This window comes from Vibrio sp. 378 (assembly GCF_033339435.1).
This window is the reverse complement of record NZ_JAWOUO010000012.1, coordinates 36304-54316: the sequence shown is the minus strand read 5'-3', so window position 1 is coordinate 54316 and position 18013 is coordinate 36304. Positions and strand designations below refer to the sequence as shown.

Annotated in this window: 15 protein-coding genes; 7 read left to right on the top strand and 8 right to left on the bottom strand. The window is 46.6% G+C overall.

The window, feature by feature from the left end:
- The first annotated feature begins 208 nt into the window (after positions 1 to 208).
- Positions 209 to 1552, top strand: coding sequence for a sigma-54 interaction domain-containing protein (locus R7Q48_RS19040; protein ID WP_005382945.1), 1344 nt, complete (start codon positions 209 to 211; stop codon positions 1550 to 1552).
- Between the two features lie 93 nt (positions 1553 to 1645).
- On the opposite strand, the gene R7Q48_RS19035 is transcribed toward R7Q48_RS19040, so the two are convergent.
- The 3 genes from R7Q48_RS19035 to ftnA all read right to left on the bottom strand — a co-directional run bounded on the left by R7Q48_RS19035 (position 1646) and on the right by ftnA (position 3961).
- Complete coding sequence (locus tag R7Q48_RS19035) at positions 1646 to 2839, bottom strand: NAD(P)/FAD-dependent oxidoreductase (protein ID WP_065274997.1); 1194 nt, start codon at positions 2837 to 2839, stop codon at positions 1646 to 1648.
- 179 nt (positions 2840 to 3018) lie between these two features.
- Complete coding sequence (uspB, locus tag R7Q48_RS19030) at positions 3019 to 3342, bottom strand: universal stress protein UspB (RefSeq protein WP_005379169.1); 324 nt, start codon at positions 3340 to 3342, stop codon at positions 3019 to 3021.
- A 91-nt stretch (positions 3343 to 3433) separates the two neighbouring features.
- Complete coding sequence (gene ftnA / locus R7Q48_RS19025) at positions 3434 to 3961, bottom strand: non-heme ferritin (protein WP_005379167.1); 528 nt, start codon at positions 3959 to 3961, stop codon at positions 3434 to 3436.
- Between the two features lie 282 nt (positions 3962 to 4243).
- On the opposite strand from ftnA, the gene uspA reads away from it, so the two are divergent.
- Together uspA and R7Q48_RS19015 are read left to right on the top strand one after the other, a co-directional pair.
- Positions 4244 to 4669: a universal stress protein UspA gene (gene uspA / locus R7Q48_RS19020; protein ID WP_005379165.1), complete on the top strand. Its 426-nt coding sequence runs from the start codon at positions 4244 to 4246 to the stop codon at positions 4667 to 4669.
- A gap of 64 nt (positions 4670 to 4733) precedes the next feature.
- Complete coding sequence (locus R7Q48_RS19015; protein ID WP_025768287.1) at positions 4734 to 5612, top strand: carboxylate/amino acid/amine transporter; 879 nt, start codon at positions 4734 to 4736, stop codon at positions 5610 to 5612.
- 69 nt (positions 5613 to 5681) lie between these two features.
- Here R7Q48_RS19015 and R7Q48_RS19010 read toward each other — a convergent pair whose 3' ends face one another.
- The 3 genes from R7Q48_RS19010 to R7Q48_RS19000 all read right to left on the bottom strand — a co-directional run bounded on the left by R7Q48_RS19010 (position 5682) and on the right by R7Q48_RS19000 (position 10435).
- Complete coding sequence (locus R7Q48_RS19010) at positions 5682 to 6254, bottom strand: hypothetical protein (RefSeq protein ID WP_171343024.1); 573 nt, start codon at positions 6252 to 6254, stop codon at positions 5682 to 5684.
- 186 nt (positions 6255 to 6440) lie between these two features.
- Positions 6441 to 7220: a class I SAM-dependent methyltransferase gene (locus tag R7Q48_RS19005; RefSeq protein WP_005379162.1), complete on the bottom strand. Its 780-nt coding sequence runs from the start codon at positions 7218 to 7220 to the stop codon at positions 6441 to 6443.
- A gap of 89 nt (positions 7221 to 7309) precedes the next feature.
- Positions 7310 to 10435, bottom strand: coding sequence for an EAL domain-containing protein (locus tag R7Q48_RS19000; RefSeq protein ID WP_256903259.1), 3126 nt, complete (start codon positions 10433 to 10435; stop codon positions 7310 to 7312).
- A 113-nt stretch (positions 10436 to 10548) separates the two neighbouring features.
- Here R7Q48_RS19000 and asnC point away from each other — a divergent pair, with 113 nt between their 5' ends.
- Entirely contained in the window at positions 10549 to 11013 is a 465-nt protein-coding gene (asnC, locus tag R7Q48_RS18995) for a transcriptional regulator AsnC (RefSeq protein ID WP_005389595.1), read from the top strand.
- Between the two features lie 66 nt (positions 11014 to 11079).
- Here the strand turns inward: asnC and prlC are convergent, their stop codons facing one another.
- A complete protein-coding gene (gene prlC / locus R7Q48_RS18990; protein ID WP_256903260.1) occupies positions 11080 to 13122 on the bottom strand; it encodes an oligopeptidase A in 2043 nt (680 codons plus the stop codon).
- A gap of 399 nt (positions 13123 to 13521) precedes the next feature.
- Between prlC and R7Q48_RS18985 the strand changes: the two genes are divergently transcribed.
- Together R7Q48_RS18985 and gorA are read left to right on the top strand one after the other, a co-directional pair.
- Positions 13522 to 14361: a 23S rRNA (adenine(2030)-N(6))-methyltransferase RlmJ gene (locus tag R7Q48_RS18985; protein WP_005379158.1), complete on the top strand. Its 840-nt coding sequence runs from the start codon at positions 13522 to 13524 to the stop codon at positions 14359 to 14361.
- Between the two features lie 259 nt (positions 14362 to 14620).
- Entirely contained in the window at positions 14621 to 15976 is a 1356-nt protein-coding gene (gene gorA / locus R7Q48_RS18980; RefSeq protein WP_005379157.1) for a glutathione-disulfide reductase, read from the top strand.
- An 81-nt stretch (positions 15977 to 16057) separates the two neighbouring features.
- On the opposite strand, the gene R7Q48_RS18975 is transcribed toward gorA, so the two are convergent.
- On the bottom strand, positions 16058 to 16963 hold the full coding sequence (locus tag R7Q48_RS18975; protein WP_005379156.1) for a LysR family transcriptional regulator: 906 nt from the start codon (positions 16961 to 16963) through the stop codon (positions 16058 to 16060).
- Between the two features lie 121 nt (positions 16964 to 17084).
- Between R7Q48_RS18975 and xapA the strand changes: the two genes are divergently transcribed.
- A complete protein-coding gene (gene xapA / locus R7Q48_RS18970; protein WP_005379149.1) occupies positions 17085 to 17909 on the top strand; it encodes a xanthosine phosphorylase in 825 nt (274 codons plus the stop codon).
- The last annotated feature ends 104 nt before the right edge of the window (positions 17910 to 18013 follow it).

Sequence of the window (18013 nt, the reverse complement as noted above, 5' to 3'; positions counted from 1 at the left end):
ATCAATTAATAGCAAAATTATTATTTTAAAAATAAAAATCTGAACAAAAGGAAATATCTACTGATGGCTCTCACCGATATATATCAAAAAGGGGCTAACAACATAAAAATACCGAACAAATCCTTAAATCTATGCTGACAATATTTTGTCTTGTGAAGTGAGAATAATCCACGTACATTGTTTCTGTCATAGTAAAGAGGACATTTCTATGTCGATGCCAAGCCTGTTTCTAAGAATACAAGATCCATCACTTAAAAATGCCATCGCTTCTTGCCAGGAACTGAACAAATTTCGTCTGCATGACATCGATGCCGCAGACCAATGGATTGAAGATTTCCTACAACTCAAACCGGAAGTTGCGATTGTTGAAGTCGCCCACTTTACTAGTGCAGATTATCAACGTCTTTCTAATATCGAAGACATCTACGATATGGACTTGATCATCATTAGCTCAGGCGCTCCAAACGAGAACTTGGATAAGCTGATGAACTTGGGTGCTATTTTTCACTACAGAAAGCCCGTTGATATTGCCATTCTGACGGACACCCTGAGCGAAGTCAGCCAGTACTATCAACACAAACAAGATCAAGGGCGTAAAGTGTCCACCAGCGATCTTGACCAATTTGGTCTTTTGGTCGGCTCTTCCTCTCCGATGCATCAGCTCTATCGTATGATCAGGCGCGTTGCTAAAACAGAAGCCAACGTCCTTATTGTCGGTGAAAGTGGATCAGGCAAAGAACTGGTGGCGCAGACCATCCACTTAGCGAGTGAGCGTAAACAACAGCCCTTTATAGCGATTAACTGTGGTGCCATTAGCCCTGAATTGGTTGATAGTGAACTGTTTGGCCATGAGAAAGGCGCTTTTACCGGAGCAAATAAAACTCACCAAGGTGTATTTAAGCAGGCAGAGGGCGGCACCCTATTTTTAGATGAAATCACCGAGATGCCTATCGAGCATCAAGTGAAGCTATTGCGGGTGCTAGAAACCGGAGAGTATCGCCCAGTTGGCAGTAATACGGTTCATATCGCTAATACTCGCATCATTGCTGCTACAAACCGTGATCCTAAAATCGCCATTGAGGAGCAGTTCCTGCGTGAAGATCTGTTTTTCCGCTTATCGCATTTCCCATTAACGATACCGCCACTGCGAGAACGAGGCGGTGATATCGTAGGTCTGGCCAAGCACTTTATTGCGCACCGCAACGCCAATGAGGCAAAAACCAAAACGATTCTTGACTCTGCGATCCAAAAAATCGCTGCACACGACTGGCCAGGTAATGTCCGTGAGCTCAAACACACGATCGAGCGTGCATTCATTTTGGCTGATGACACCATCCGAGATGAACACCTTATCTTCGACACACCACCATTGGAAACAGGCACCAGCATCGAAGACCTTGTTCCGGCGGGCGTTTCGCTAGAAGAGCTAGAAAAAGCCGCCATTCTCAATACCCTTGAAGAGAATCAAGGAAATAAAACGGAATCAGCGCAGGAGTTAGGCATTAGCGTGAAAACGCTCTATAACAAACTCGAAAAGTATCAAGACGAGTAACTCGCTATGGGAATACAAAAAGAGCACTGACTTTTATTCAGTGCTCTTTTTGTATCTTATCTTTTATGCAGTTAGGCTGCGTTTGGTGTTTGATTAAACCCACTGCCCCGCAACAAAGCCGCTCGACCAGCACCACTGAAAATTGTAGCCCCCTAGCCAACCAGTCACATCCATCACTTCACCAATAAAATAAAGCCCTTTAATGTCTTTGCATTCCATGGTTTTCGAGGATAAGTGATCAGTATCGACACCGCCGAGTGTCACTTCCGCGGTTCGGTAGCCTTCAGTGCCATTCGGGGCGATATCCCAATGCTCTAGACGCTCCACAATCGCCGCAAGCTCCTTTTGATTGAACTGTTTTAGCGGTTTATCGACTAGCTCTTTACGTTCAATTAAGACTTCAACCAGACGCTTAGGCAGCACTTTGGCAAGCGTATTCTTGAGTGACTGATTTGGATGCTTCTCACGACTGCGTTCTAATAACTCAGCAACATCATCGTTTGGCACAAGATTGATCAACACCTTTTGTCCGGCCCGCCAGAATGAAGAAATCTGTAACACTGCTGGACCAGATAACCCACGATGTGTGAACAACAGGGCTTCTTTGAACATGGTGCCATCTTCAGCCGTAATTTCCGCAGGTACCGCGATACCAGATAACTCAGCAAAGTCTTCTTTGTCTTCTTTATGCAGAGTAAATGGTACAAGACCTGCCGTGGTTGGGATAACTCGAAGACCAAATTGTTCCGCGACTTTATAACCAAATGGTGTCGCTCCCAGTTTTGGCATCGACAAGCCACCTGTTGCTATAACTAAAGACTCACATTCGACAATCTCAGTACCAGCATGCAAACGAAAGCCTCCATCAATTTTTTCAATCGAATGAACATCGCATTGGTAACGCTGCTCGATGTTCGGCATGTCACACTCAGCTAACAACATCTTCACGATATCTTTGGCCGTAAATGCATCGACACAAAACAACTGGCCGTGATCACGCTCTTCGAACTCAATGCCATGTTTACACACCATCGAGATGAAATCCCAGTTAGTGTATTGGGAGAGCGCCGACTTAACAAAGTGCGGGTTTTGACACAAATAGTGATTAGCTGAAACGTCGTAGTTAGTGAAGTTACAACGACCACCGCCCGAGATAAGGATTTTACGTCCTGGCTTTTTAGCATGATCGAGCACCAAAACACGGCGGCCTCGCTTGCCTGCTTCTGCAGCACACATTAAACCTGCTGCGCCTGCGCCAATTACAACAACATCAAATTTCTTACTCATCGGTAGCTCTTAGACTGATTGGTATCGAATCAAAATAAAAAAGGATGTGCACATTGCACATCCTTGCTTTCTAGGCGCGACATTCTACCGACAAATACCGAAAGGGAAAAGCGCTTAAACTCTAAGCGCTCTGTATGTCCGCAAAATCTCAGACAGAACAACTTCTGGATTATTGACTCTTAAAGAATGAAGGCCGCAAGTAGCGTCACGCCGAGCAACGCGGTCGATAGAACAAACAATTCACGCACTCTTTCACACTTACCAGTAAAAATTTCATCGTGGTGATGATGATATTCTTTACTTTTAATGTAGTGATACAACCTCACCTGCTTGGTGACATTTCCATGAGTGGTAAAAAAACCATTACCATCAACTTGCTGATATAGCAGCGGATGCGCTTCACGCATGATATAAATTAGAGAACGAAGAGCGGTGAGATACCGGACCATATTAACTCCAGTTACCACCATTAGCGCAAATAAGATTGTGTCTCCACTGATCATCTTTTCCTCCCTACATCTTCAACAATGCTCAAGAGAAAAAGACGATCAACACTTCGTCTTTACCCGCTACTTACAACGTCCCAAAACGCGTTTACGCAGCTGGAGCATCCATGATTGAAGATGAACCTTCTTTCGCCATTTGTGCTAGATCTTTGTCAATGAAGAACAACGCTTTACCGTCTTCACCTACCAGTTCGATCTTATCTAAAATCCCTTTAAACAACTTCTCTTCTTCGTGCTGTTCTGACACGTACCACTGTAGGAAGTTAAACGTTGAGTAGTCTTGGCTAGTAAATGCAACGTGCGCCAGTTTGTTGATTTTTTCCGTGATCATTTGCTCATGTTCAAATGTCTCGCGGAAAACGTCACCTAGGCTCGCAAAGTCATGCTTTGGCGCATCAATAGCGCCTAAGATTGGCATTGAGCCAGTTTCACTCACGTAAGTGAATAGGCGTTGCATGTGCTCCATTTCTTCTACGGCGTGAGCGCGTAAAAATTCAGCCGCACCTTCAAAACCTTTGTCTTCACACCAAGCACTCATTTGTAAGTATAGATTGGATGAGAAAAATTCTAGGTTAATTTGCTCATTCAATTGTTCGACCATAGTTTGAGACAGCATGTTAACTCCTATTATTGTGCATGCAATATACCCAAGTAACCTCGAAATAAATGACGCTGCGAGAATAGCTTGGTCTGGCAGACACGGCGAAGTTTCACTTCAACTCTAGTCAGTAACACTACGCTTATTTCAGCATATCAAAGTCACTTGGGTATAACGCCACTATAACATGATTACTGAGACAAGACTTTGTACCTACGGCACCGATATGAGATCACTTCAGCAAATTTTTTTTGGGGTTGGTGCTAATCTAAAACTATGACCTTACAAGGAGATAGCAATATGAGTTACAAACACATACTTGTGGCAGTCGACCTTTCAGACGACAGTAAAGTGTTGATTAAGAAAGCCGTATCACTGGCTAAACCTCTGGATGCGAAAGTCTCTTTTATTCACATCGACGTGAACTACGCAGAACTCTACACCGGGCTTATCGATATCAATATGGCAGAAGCGCAACATCAAGCAATGGAAGCATCGCGCACACAATTGGCAAACTTCGCAGAATATGCGCAATACCCAATTGCCCATACTTTAGTCGGTAGTGGCGATTTGAGTAATGAGCTGTGCGATACCATTCAAGACTACAGCATTGATTTGGTGGTTTGTGGTCATCACCAAGATTTCTGGAGCAAGATTCTATCTTCGACTCGACAGCTGATTAACTGCTCACCAGTCGATATGCTGGTCGTACCGCTAAAAGACTGATTGGCGCAACGATAAAACTTGGTTAGACTGCGGGCACATTTGTTGTTGATAAAGATTCTCATCCATGGCTTATCTATCCGCAGTTACCCTACTTTGGGCATTCTCATTTAGCCTGATCGGCGTTTACCTCGCCGGTCAGGTTGATTCTTGGTTCTCGGTGTTCATGCGCGTGGCACTGGCGAGTTTGGTTTTCATTCCCTTTTTGAAATTCCGTGGCGTTAGCAAATCCCTAATCGCGAAACTGATGACCGTCGGTGGCTTCCAGCTCGGCTTGATGTATTGCTTCTACTACCAATCTTTTTTGCTCCTTTCCGTGCCAGAAGTATTGCTGTTCACCGTATTCACACCCATTTACGTCACGCTAATCTATGACTTCTTGAAAGGTCGCTTTTCACCTTGGTACTTAGTTACCGCTGCAATAGCCGTATTTGGTGCCGCCTGGATTAAATTTGCAGGCATTAATGAAGATTTCCTACTGGGCTTTTTGGTCGTACAAGGAGCAAACCTCTGCTTTGCCATCGGTCAGGTGGGCTACAAATATATCATGGAGAGTGAACCCGTCGATTTGCCACAACACACCGTGTTTGGCTACTTCTACTTAGGTGCACTTTGTGTAGCAACCGTGGCTTTCGCGCTCATGGGTAACCTCGACAAACTACCAACCACTACAACGCAATGGGGCATTCTGACATACCTTGGGTTGATTGCTTCTGGTTTTGGTTACTTTGCTTGGAACAAAGGCGCGACTATGGTGAACGCAGGTGCACTGGCAGTAATGAACAATGCATTGGTTCCGGCGGGCTTGATTGTAAACATTGTGATTTGGAACCGCGATGTTGATGTCATGCGACTCGCCATTGGCGGTGCGATCATCATGCTATCCCTATGGATTAACGAAACCTGGGTGAAAAAGCGCGTCGAAATGAGCTACGCCAATAAGTAACGCCATCGCTACTAACAAATATTCCAGCAATAAAAAACGCTCTCCGACTGGAGAGCGTTTTTTGTTTGATTAATGCACTTTGGCTTGTGAGATTGCGTTTATCAAAGCATTAGGTGGCGTTGGCAGCAACACTTCTAGTTTCGCATTGCGCGCTTCAAGCTTGCGCTGACGCTTAAGTAACTTTTGTTGTTTTTTCGCCACTTTTAGCAACTTCTTTTGCTGCTTATAGTGCTTTTTCAGTGTTTTTTTCGCTTTCTTGAGCGATTTTTTATCCGCTAAATCAAACCATACTGGTGCGTCGGCTCTTACTGGCTCCGGAGATTTTTCGGCTTGTTTTTTCTCTTTCACACGCTCAACAACACGCCTCACAATCGCGGCTTTTTCGTTGCTTTGTTTAGTGATCACTGGAATCGCTTGTGCTGGCAGAGCTTCAACCAATAAGCCACATGCTTGTTGCTCACTCAATGGCTTGTCTTGGCATTTTTGTGGAGGAATTGCGGCTGGCTTACAAAGGGTATCTTTGGCCGATGAAGAGCGTGCGCAAGAACGACAAACGAATTTTGGTGCGACAACTAAACGATGGATATCACCAAGTTCTGCCGCGATCTGTTTGCGACTCATTTTACATAAACGTTTAGCCATTCTACTACTCCAGCTTCCCAGTTATCGACCGCATCACAACAAGTGAAATAATAATAATTCTTAGTTAGATATACAGTCAGGGAAGGGAATTAGCAAGAGAAAACTATCAATAGAGACTAGGAAAGAGAGGCTGAGTCACAGCACGACACACCGTACTGTGACAAGAAAAGTTGAGCCGTCAGGAAGTTATGCCATCGATGCTTTAACGTAGACATCGAAGCGATTTTTTTTCGTTTCAATCGCCATGGTCGGTTTTTTCTCGTTCAGCCAGTTAGCATAGTCTGGGCGTTTAACTACTACACGCTTTGTGGCTAACGCCATGGCTGGTTCTAGCAGACCATCGGCGTCCAAATCGGCGCCAACCAACGATTGGAAAACGCGCATTTCTTTTTTTACGAGCGCCGACTTCTTTTTATTTTCTGGGTGCGGATACATCGGGTCAAGATACACCACATCTGGCTGGACAAAGTCTTTATCTTGCGCCAATTGTTCCAGCGCATCATGGCTAGAAGCATGGATTAGCGACATGCGCTCAGATACCCAGGTGCCGATTTCTGGGTCTTGTTTCGCTCGATCCAAGCCATCATCTAACAAAGCCGCTACGACTGGATGACGCTCGACCATCTGCACTTTACAACCTAGCGAGGCGAGCACAAACGCATCACGACCAAGACCTGCCGTGCCGTCTAACACGGTTGGCGTTGCCCCTTTGTTCAACCCCGCAGCTTTCGCAATTGCCTGGCCTTTACCACCACCGAACTTGCGACGATGACCGACCGCACCACCAATCAAATCCACAAAGATTGCACCCAGCTTTGGCTCATCCACTTTACGTAGCTCCAAACGCTCGGTGGTTAGCACCAAAGCAAAATCGCTATCGTCAGTGTGTGAAAGCTGCCAACGCGCAGCGAGTTCATCAAGATGAGATTGTTGAGACGGGTTTTCACAGATCAATTGCAGTTGCAAAAGGAGGCTCCAATAAAAATCGAGGTAACTGGCGCTGAGTGTATACCTAAGTTACCTATTAATGCTAGGTTGAGCTTGCTACGCAGAGGTTATACAGCCGTCAGTTGCTCCACTAGCTCAGAAAGCGGCTTAGGATGGCCAATACCGTAGCCTTGGCCGTAGTCCACACCGAGGTCTATCAAATGCTGCATGACCTGGTCATTTTCGACAAACTCCGCCACCGTCACTTTACCTAGTTGCTTCGCCAAGTCATTGATTGAACGAACCATCACGCGGTCCATTTCATTTACGTTGATATCTTGCACGAAAAGACCATCAATTTTCACGATATCGACAGGAAGTTTCTTTAAGTAACCAAATGAAGACAAGCCAGAACCGAAATCATCCAATGCAATCATGCAACCCAAAGCCTTTAACTTGGTAAACAGCTCAATAGCTTGATCCAGATTACTCATCGCCGCTGTCTCAGTGATTTCTAAGCAGATTTTTTCACACGGCAGAGTCGAACTTTCCAATCGCTCCAATAAGAAGTCAATAAACTCTTGATTCCCCATAGATTGACCTGAAAGGTTTATCGAACAGCGACCAAGCTGTTCAATCACCTCAGGACGCTGTTCAAACCACTCTAGCGTTTGAGTAATAACCTGCTTATCAATCCAATGGGCAATGTTGTAGCGCTCGGAAGCAGGGATAAACAGCGCAGGAGAAACATAATCACCGTACCCATTGCGAATACGCACCAAAATCTCAAAATACATTTGAGTCTCGTGCTTTTGTAAGCTTTTTATCGGTTGAGCAAACAGTTCTAAACGTTGATTCGACAATGCCTCATGCACCAAATTGACGCTCTGCATTTCCATCTGACGACGCTGCAACTCTTCGTTATCTAAGCTGAATAGATTATAGCGGTTACGGCCTTGCTCTTTAGCGGCGTGACAAGCAGAGTCTGCTTGAGCGTGCACCATTTGTGGCGTATCAGCGGTATGATCGATGATACGGATACCAATTGAGCAACTGATGAACAGGCGTGTGTCTTCCCAAATAAAGAGGTGTTCGCTTAGTGTCGAGATGATCAGTTTGGCAATATTGATGGCGCCATATTCGTCACAGTCTTTGAGTAACACCGCAAACTCATCGCCTCCCATTCGAGCCAAGATGGAATTGTACGGCAGAACGCCTTCCAGCATACTGGCGCAGAATTGAATCGCCGCATCACCTGCATCATGCCCAACCGTATCATTGAGGACTTTTAGCTGATCTAAGTCGAGGTACAGCATGGCGTGGACTCGACGATGGCTGTCCACTTCGCACAGTGCGGTCTTAAGCTCTAGTTCAAAATGGTTTCTGTTGTAAGTCCCCGTCAGTAAGTCATAGCGAGCTTGGTATTCCAATTTCTCGGAGAGCAGTTTGGTTTCGGTAATATCTTCGCCCACAATCAGCAGTTGCTCAGATTCACTCAGCGGACGAATATTCTCGCGCACCCAAACACGATGACCATTTGCATGACGATACTCGACTTCACGTCGCCAAACACCATGCACTTGCTGGTTGGGTTGCAATAACACTTGGCGAGGGAACAGCACTTTGTCATCAAAATAGAACTCCCTCAGGCGATGTCCGAGCATGTCCATCGGTTTGTAGCCAAGAAGTAGTTGAGCAAATCGATTCACTTCTTGAATTCGGTTATTACTATCAAGCGTCACCATCATCACGGGCTGCTGCTCGTAATAGTTGCGTAGGGTTGACTCACGTTGGTAGAGCTTGTCCTCCATCAATTTACGACTGGTAATATCGCGCGCTTCAAACAAGTATTGCTTATGATTCCCTACTTGCTGAGAAAAAGGCTTGAGCGAAACTTCTAACACCAATGCGCCGTGTTCTTTACTCCAAATTTCAGCTTCAAACGTCGACACTTGATGGTGAGGCGCGTGGAAATACTCCTCAAGCAACGCTTGTGCTTTTTCACTCCAGTTGGGGTGAAACCAAAGTGGTCGGTCTAAGCGCAGTCCTTGGTGATAAAGTAAGGATTGAAGGTGATCGTTGCCCGATTTAAGCACACCGTTGGCATCCAAAATGCCCATATACTGCATGCTCTGATCGAAAATCGATTCTAGAATAGCCTGGCTTTCTCGCGCAGCGCTCTCACTTCGACGCATCCGCTGTAAATAATAACCCATCAGCAAAATGACCACCGACATCACCACAAACAGGCTACCAAACAGGCGAATTTCCTTGGCAAAACGTTCAGAAAGCTTCATTGGCTTATTAAAAAATACCGCAGAAACCTCTTGTTCAGCCCCCAATCCCCAACGCGCTACCGCTTGGTAATCGAGCTTTATTTCAGAATCACTTTTTTTCACCGCAGGCAGAGGCTGATCAGGGTTATCCAAAACGAATTCAAGCATCTCTGCGCTCTCAATACCATGCCGATAACCACTTTGAATAACCCCTCCAACTGCGCCATGACCCAAACCAATGTCATGCACCATAAACAGCGGCGCGTTTGAGACTTTGTTGACACCAACCCAGTCACGCTCGCTGCCAACCATACCTTGTTTATCTCGGTAATAGGTCCAGAACAAGACGACTTTATCGGAACTCAGTTTTGCGACTTGTTGTTTTAGAACGATGATGCTGTCTGGGACAAGTTGTACGATTTTGTCTCTATATTGCGGGAACTTGAGGACAAAATTGTCGATTTGATAACGCAACACCTCACCGGTCACCGAGTGGTCACTGACGATGAGAACTTGTGTGTAGTTCGGATGTAAGCGCTCAATAAGAGCGAGATTCGCTTCCAAATCGACATCTTCCATGACTCCGGTTGCATTCAGAGAACGATGTAAAGAAGGATGGTAGTTATTAATGCCGTTAAATATAACTGGGGTGTCTTTGATGATTGGGGCTAAACGCTGCATGAGTTCAAGTGCATTGTTATCGCTCACTAAAATGGCATCGAATCGCTCTTTGCGTAATTTCGTAAGATACAAGGATTTTAGTTGCGCAAAAAACTGCTCACTCTGGTTACGTTTCGAGTCTAGATAGAGCACACGCATGTCCAGCGCTCGATCGCCCAGCTGTTGCTCGATGCCTCGCTGTATGGAGTCCGTCCAGAAAAAACCCTGATGATAGGAGTGCACGACCAACACCTTCGGATCTGAGGCCGTAGCAAACGCGCTCCAACATAGCGCGGCAATAACCAGAAAACGCTGCACATTATCTCCATAGCTCGGAGTTAACCCGCAGTTACTCCTGCCAAACCTTGTGAATCCTATCCGCTATGAGTATAAAAGGGAGGTAAAACTCTATCCCTAACGGAAATCATAGTATGAATGCGAGCCTGCCGAAACTCGACGACCTTGACCGCGCAATATTAAAAACACTGATGGCTGACGCCAGAACGCCCTACGCAGAAATGGCAAAGCAGTTCGATGTCAGCCCTGCCACTATCCATGTGCGTATCGAGAAGATGAAGTCGGCTGACATCATCGAGGGAACGGAGGTGATCATCAATACCAAAAAGCTTGGCTACGATGTGTGCTGCTTTATTGGTATTAACCTCAATGCAGCTCGTGATTACCACTCCGCGTTAGAAAAACTCAACGCGCTCGACGAAGTCGTTGAAGCTTACTACACCACGGGCGCGTATAACATATTCGTCAAATTGATGTGCAAATCGATTGAAGAGCTGCAATTTGTACTGATCGACAAGCTGCAAGCCATTGATGAGGTTCAGTCCACGGAGACATTGATATCGTTGCAGAACCCGATCAACCGAAACGTAAATCCGTAAAATTTTTTATAAAAACTGTACAAAAAAGGCCAACCGAACGGTTGGCCTTGATGTTTTTTGCTCAATTTACGCCGCAATACCCGAATGGCGCAACAGTGCATCGATTTGTGGCTCGCGGCCACGGAAGCGCTTAAACAGCTCCATTGGCTCTTCACTGCCCCCCATTTCTAGGATGTTGTTCAGGAAGCTTAGACCCGTCTCTTTGTTGAAGATGCCTTCTTCTTCAAAGCGAGAATACGCGTCTGACGACAGCACTTCAGCCCACAGGTAGCTGTAGTAACCCGCACTGTAGCCACCAGCAAAAATATGGCCGAAGCTGTGTGAGAAACGCGCCCACTCAACCGCAGGAACTACCGCGACTTTCTCTTTCACTTTCGCCAGAGTTTCCAGTACACGCGCACCCACTTCAGGGTCATATTCGGTGTGAAGCGTGAAGTCGAACAAGCCGAATTCTAGCTGACGCAAAATACCCATCGCAGATTGGAAGTTTTTCGCTGCGAGCATTTTGTCTAGCATCGCTTTAGGTAGCGGCTCACCTGTCTCATAGTGACCAGAAATGAACGCCAGCGCATCCTCTTCCCAACACCAGTTTTCTAGGAACTGACTTGGTAGCTCAACCGCATCCCAAGGCACGCCATTAATACCTGAAACAGCACCTGTATCAACTTGCGTCAACATGTGGTGGATTCCATGACCAAACTCATGGAATAGCGTCACGACTTCATCGTGCGTGAACAGTGCTGGTTTGTCGCCCACTGGACGGTTGAAGTTACACGTTAGATACGCAACCGGCGTTTGCAGCTCGCCAGATAGCGTAACGCGACGACCACGACAATCATCCATCCACGCGCCGCCACGTTTGTGTTCACGAGCGTAGAGATCTAGGTAGAAGCTGCCACGGAGTGTGCCTTCAGCATCAAAGATATCGAAAAAGCGCACGGACTCATGCCAAGTGTCTACGCCTTCGCGCTCAGTAACGGTCATGCCAAACACGCGGTTTAGCACTTCAAACAGACCGCTCACGACTTTTGACTCTGGGAAGTATGGGCGCAGTTCTTCATCCGAAATTTGGAACAGGTGCTGCTTTTGTTTCTCGCTGTAGTAAGCGATATCCCAAACGTTCAGCTCTTCAACACCAAACTCACTTTTCGCAAACTGACGTAACTCTTCGACTTCACGTTCACCTTGCGGTTTCGCTCGTGTCGCTAGGTCATTCAGGAAGCCCAGCACTTGATCCGGCGTTTCAGCCATCTTTGTTGCTAACGACTTTTCACTGTAAGTATTGAAACCTAGCATACGTGAAATTTCATGGCGCAGTTTTAGCTGCTCAGTAATGATTTCTGAGTTATCCCATTTGCCTGCGTTTGGACCTCGATCAGAAGCGCGCGTCACGTACGCTTCGTACACTTCTTTACGCAACTCTTGGTTATCGCAGTACGTCATGACAGGTAGGTAAGATGGGATATCTAGCGTAATGAGGTAACCATCTAACTCTTTTGCTTCTGCGGCAGCTTTCGCTGCTGCCAGCGCCGATTCTGGCATACCTGCTAGGTCTTTCTCGTCTGTGATGTGCTTGGTCCAACCCATGGTGGCATCCAGCACATTGTTAGAGAATTTAGAGCTCAGCTCAGACATACGTTTGCTGATCTCGCCGTAACGGTGCTGCTCATCGGATGGCAAACCAATGCCTGATAACTCGAAATTACGCAGTGCATCAGTGATGGTTTTCTGCTGGGCACGAGTTAACGTTGCAAATTCTTCGCTCGCTTTGATGGTTTTGTACGCTTCGTACAACCCTTTGTGCTGACCAACCCAAGTGCCGTACTCTGACAAAATTGGTAGGCAGCTTTCGTAAGCTTCACGTAGCTCTTCGCTGTTCACTACCGAGTTCATGTGACCCACTGGCGACCAGATGCGGCTTAAGCGATCATCCGCTTCTTCAATTGGCGCAATCACACTGTCCCAAGTTGGGTGAGCGTTGTCTTGTAGAACTTCATCGATTTTTGCTCGGCAGTCAGCAATCGCTTGCTCAACGGCAGGCTTGATGTGTTCTGGTTTAATTTGAGAAAACGGAGGTAGGTCCGTAAACGTCAGAAGAGGATTAGACATGAATAATTCCTTTTGTGTTTTGACTCTGTGATTGCCTGTCTATTTTGTGTAGATAGGCCAACTCAATGTACAGACGAGCCAGCAACATGGATTGGGGGAGCTCCGTTCCCTTTCTCTATGCCGCAATGACCATCATATAGTCAACCAGCGCTACTCTGTCCTTGAGTCTTGTTATACCTAAATGAGATTTCACACCCTTTTGAGTGCGAGAAACTTACCTAGTTCAATTCGATTACCAATAGTAAGTGTGGGTGACTTAAAGAAATTTCAATAGCGTCCCCTTATCAGAGAAACAGATTTGATTGGAAGTTCTACATCTTTAAGTTACTTGAGTATAATACCGCCATAGAGTGAAAATCACAGACCACACTCAGCCAAAGAGTGTTTCGAGAGTTTAATTTGTTAAGTTACCGCCACAGCTTCCACGCTGGCAACCATGCCGACGTGGTCAAACACATCGTTCAAAGCCTCATTCTTGATGCGCTGAAACAAAAAGATAAGCCATTCGTTTATCACGATACCCACTCGGGTGTAGGCCGTTACGATCTGACTCACGAATGGTCTGAAAAAACGGGCGAATACAAACAAGGCATCGCACGTATTTGGGATAACCCAAGCATTCCTGAAGACATCAAAAGCTACATCGATGCCATTAAAGTGCTCAACAACGGCGAGAAGCTGCGTTACTACCCAGGCTCACCACGTGTGGCGCGCGCGCAAATCCGCCCACAAGATCGCATGGTGCTGACCGAGTTGCACCCGGCCGATCACCCATTGTTAGAGCAAGAATTCCATCGTGATCGCCAAGTGAGCATCTTCAAAGAAGACGGATTCCAACGCCTCAAAGCAAGCCTACCGCCACAAGAGCGTCGTGGTTTGGTGCTGATTGACCCACCATACGAACTCGCGAAAGAGTACCGCGATGTGGTACGAGCGATTCATCAGAGCCATAAACGTTGGGCAACCGGTATCTACGCGATTTGGTACCCAGTGGTAAACCGTCACGACATCGAAGATATGATCGAAGGCTTGGAAGCACTGGGCATTCGTAAAATTCTGCAAATCGAGTTAGGTGTTGCACCAGATACCAACGAGCGCGGCATGACGGCATCCGGCATGATTGTGATTAACCCGCCATGGAAACTGGAAAGCCAGATGAAAGAGATTCTGCCATTCCTGCAAGACGCGATCGCACCAGCAACTGGCCACTGGAAAGTGGACTGGATTGTGCCAGAGTAAGCACTTCAGTACCGCTATCTTCAAGCGCAACGATATTCTCGTTGCGCTTTTTTATGCTCTCACCTTCTCCCTCCAGTCGTGCTTATTCTTCTTTTTGTGCCTCTCATCGCTATTTGTCATAAGTATTGTCGCTTTTTCCCATTTAGGAATTAGTCGAATTCGATTTATGATAGTGGGATAACGGTGGCATTGAGTTCGGACAAGGTCATCCCAATCTATCTATGTACCAGATAAAATTTATAAGCTCTTGGAGAAAGTAATGGCGACTCATTTTGACTATATCTGTATCGGTGGCGGCAGTGGCGGCATCGCATCTGCAAACCGTGCGGCGATGTACGGCGCGAAAGTTGCGCTAATCGAAGCTCAAGACCTTGGCGGTACCTGTGTAAACGTAGGTTGTGTACCGAAAAAAGTGATGTGGCATGGCGCGCAAATCGCAGAAGCAATGAACCTGTACGCAGAAGATTACGGTTTTGATGTCGACGTGAAAGGTTTCGACTGGAGCAAACTGGTTGAGAGCCGTCAGGCGTACATTGGTCGTATTCACCAATCTTACGACCGCGTTCTTGGCAACAATAAAGTAAACGTGATTAAAGGCTTTGCTAAGTTTGTTGACGAAAAAACTGTCGAAGTAAACGGTGAACACTACACAGCAGATCACATCCTGATCGCGGTTGGTGGTCGTCCTACTATTCCAAACATTCCAGGCGCTGAATACGGCATCGATTCAAACGGCTTCTTCGATCTAGCAGAGCAACCAAAACGCGTTGCGGTTGTTGGCGCAGGCTACATCGCAGTTGAAATTGCTGGCGTACTGCACGCGCTAGGTACAGAAACGCACCTGTTCGTACGTAAAGAGTCACCACTGCGTAGCTTCGATCCAATGATCATCGATACATTGGTTGAAGTGATGGACGCAGAAGGTCCAAAACTGCACACCCACTCTGTACCAAAAGAAGTGGTAAAAGAAGCCGATGGCAGCCTAACTCTGCACCTAGAAAACGGTGAAAGCCAAAACGTTGACCAACTGATTTGGGCAATCGGTCGTCACCCAGCGACAGACGCAATCAACCTAGCGTCAACCGGTGTGGCAACGAACGAAAAAGGCTACATCAAGGTAGACGAATACCAAGAAACTAACGTGAAAGGCATCTACTGTGTGGGTGACATCATGGAAGGCGGTATCGAGCTAACGCCAGTAGCAGTGAAAGCGGGTCGTCAACTTTCTGAGCGTCTTTTCAACAACAAACCAAACGCGAAGATGGACTACGATTTGGTACCAACTGTGGTATTTAGCCACCCACCAATCGGCACTATCGGTCTAACAACGCAAGAAGCAGAAGAGAAGTACGGCAAAGACAACATCAAAGTCTACACATCTGGCTTTACTGCGATGTACACCGCTGTTACTAAGCACCGTCAACCATGTAAGATGAAGCTTGTATGTGCGGGCGAAGAAGAAACGGTTGTTGGCCTACACGGCATCGGTTTCACGGTAGATGAAATGATCCAAGGCTTCGGCGTAGCAATGAAGATGGGCGCAACCAAAGCAGACTTCGACTCTGTTGTGGCTATCCACCCAACGGGCTCTGAAGAGTTCGTAACGATGCGTTAATTACGCTCTAATCGCATTGCTGATTTCAGTGAATCATTTGAAAAGGTCATCTTAGGATGACCTTTTTTTGTTTGCCCATGCTTAACTCGCATTCTCCAATAACGTGCGAATAAACTCGGCTTTAATAGCACTCTCCTGCTTACCATCATGAATCAGACACAAGTCTGCACGCAGTGACTCTTTCAGCTTGATAAAACGAATCCCATGCCAATGATGCTGAGAAAACGTCGACGGCACCAACGTCACGGTATTGCTGTTTGCCACATACGCCATCAAGGTGCTTGGCTCCACCACTTGTTTGCCAATATGGGGTGAAAAGCCTTCTTGCAGACAGGCATTGATGATGAAGTTTGCCGAGGCAGAATTCGCCAGACTCATAAACGCAAACTCACACGTCTTTAAATCTTGGAGCCGCAGCAAAGATTTGCTGGCTAACTCATGTTGCTCCGACACCGCCACCACAAACACATCTTTGCCCAAAGATACCGACTGATACGGATAAATGTTGAGTGCATCAGCAAAACGTACAATGCCCACATCGATTTTCTTCTCGCTCAGATGCTTCTTTTGCGTCTCTGGGTTAAGGTCAAAAATGTCGGCGTGATAAGTGTCATGCTCAGCATGGAAGCGCTGTAACAGACGATCAAATCCGCCCCAAAATGCGCTACTTACCACACCAACTCGCAGGATATTTCTCTGGTTCAACCCCACTTGCTGCACTTGATTGAGCGAGACATCCAAGGTCTGAAAAATCAGTTGGCATTTGGACTCCAACAATCGCCCGGCCTCCGTCAGCATGACGTTTCTTGAATCACGCTCAAACAGTTTGACGTTAAGCACCTCTTCCAACTCTTTGATGCGATTGCTCAACGGCGAATTGGTGATATTAAGGTTCTCGGCCGCCTTAGTGAAATGCTTGGTTTGTGCGACCTCGTAAAAGTAACGCAGCATCTTCAGCGTCACGCGCTCAAATGGTTCTGACTTCATGCATTGAGTCCTAGCGAATTTCATCATCCTCTTTTTAAGGATGATAGTAGCGAATAAAGCAAAGATAACCAGCGCAGAAAGTCACACAATGGAATCAACACACAACCAGAAGGTGACTAACATGAATCACGATCCAGTAATCGGCGCGCTACAAACCATTCGCGAACGCAAACCAAACTTCCAACCTAAAGCGGCGTTTATTTTAGGCTCAGGCTTAGGCGTATTGGCAGACGAGCTACAAGACAAAGTGGTCATTCCATACGAAGAGCTCGAAGGCTTTCCGGTTAGCACCGTGCAAGGCCACTCTGGTGAGTTGGTACTTGGCACCATGGGCGGCGTAGACGTAGTGTGCATGAAAGGTCGCGGTCACTACTACGAACACGGCTCAATGAAGGTCATGACAACACCCGTACGAACCTTTAAAAAGCTGGGCTGTGAGTTTCTGCTCGTCACCAACGCGGCAGGCTCACTTCGCCCTGAGCGTATTGATGTCGGCTCTCTGGTGGTATTTCATGACCACATCAACACCATGCCTGAATCGCCAATGATCGGTCCGAATGATGAAGAGTACGGCCCGAGGTTCTTCAGCCTCGCCAATGCGTACGACAAAGACCTGCGCGCAGAAGCGTTTGAAGTCGGCAAAGCCAATGGTATTCACCTCAATGAAGGCGTGTTTGTCTCTTACACAGGCCCCAACTTTGAGACCGCAGCCGAAATCCGCATGATGCAAATCATCGGTGGTGATGTGGTGGGTATGTCGGTCGTGCCAGAAGTGATTTCTGCGGCGCATTGCGGCTTACCCGTATTGGCAGTATGTGCGATCACCAACATGGCAGAAGGCTTGGGAGATGTAGAATTGTCTCACGCCCAAACATTGAAGTGCGCGAAGCTAGCCGAAGCAGATTTCATTCGCTTTATTAAGCGCTTTATGAAGCATCACTTCTAAAGCCGTTTCATTCCAAAAAGCAAAAGGGTCATCAAGTAACTTGATGACCCTTTTTCGTATCACGTTTTCTAACGTTCGGGGTATTTCGGAGCCGTTTGTGCGTT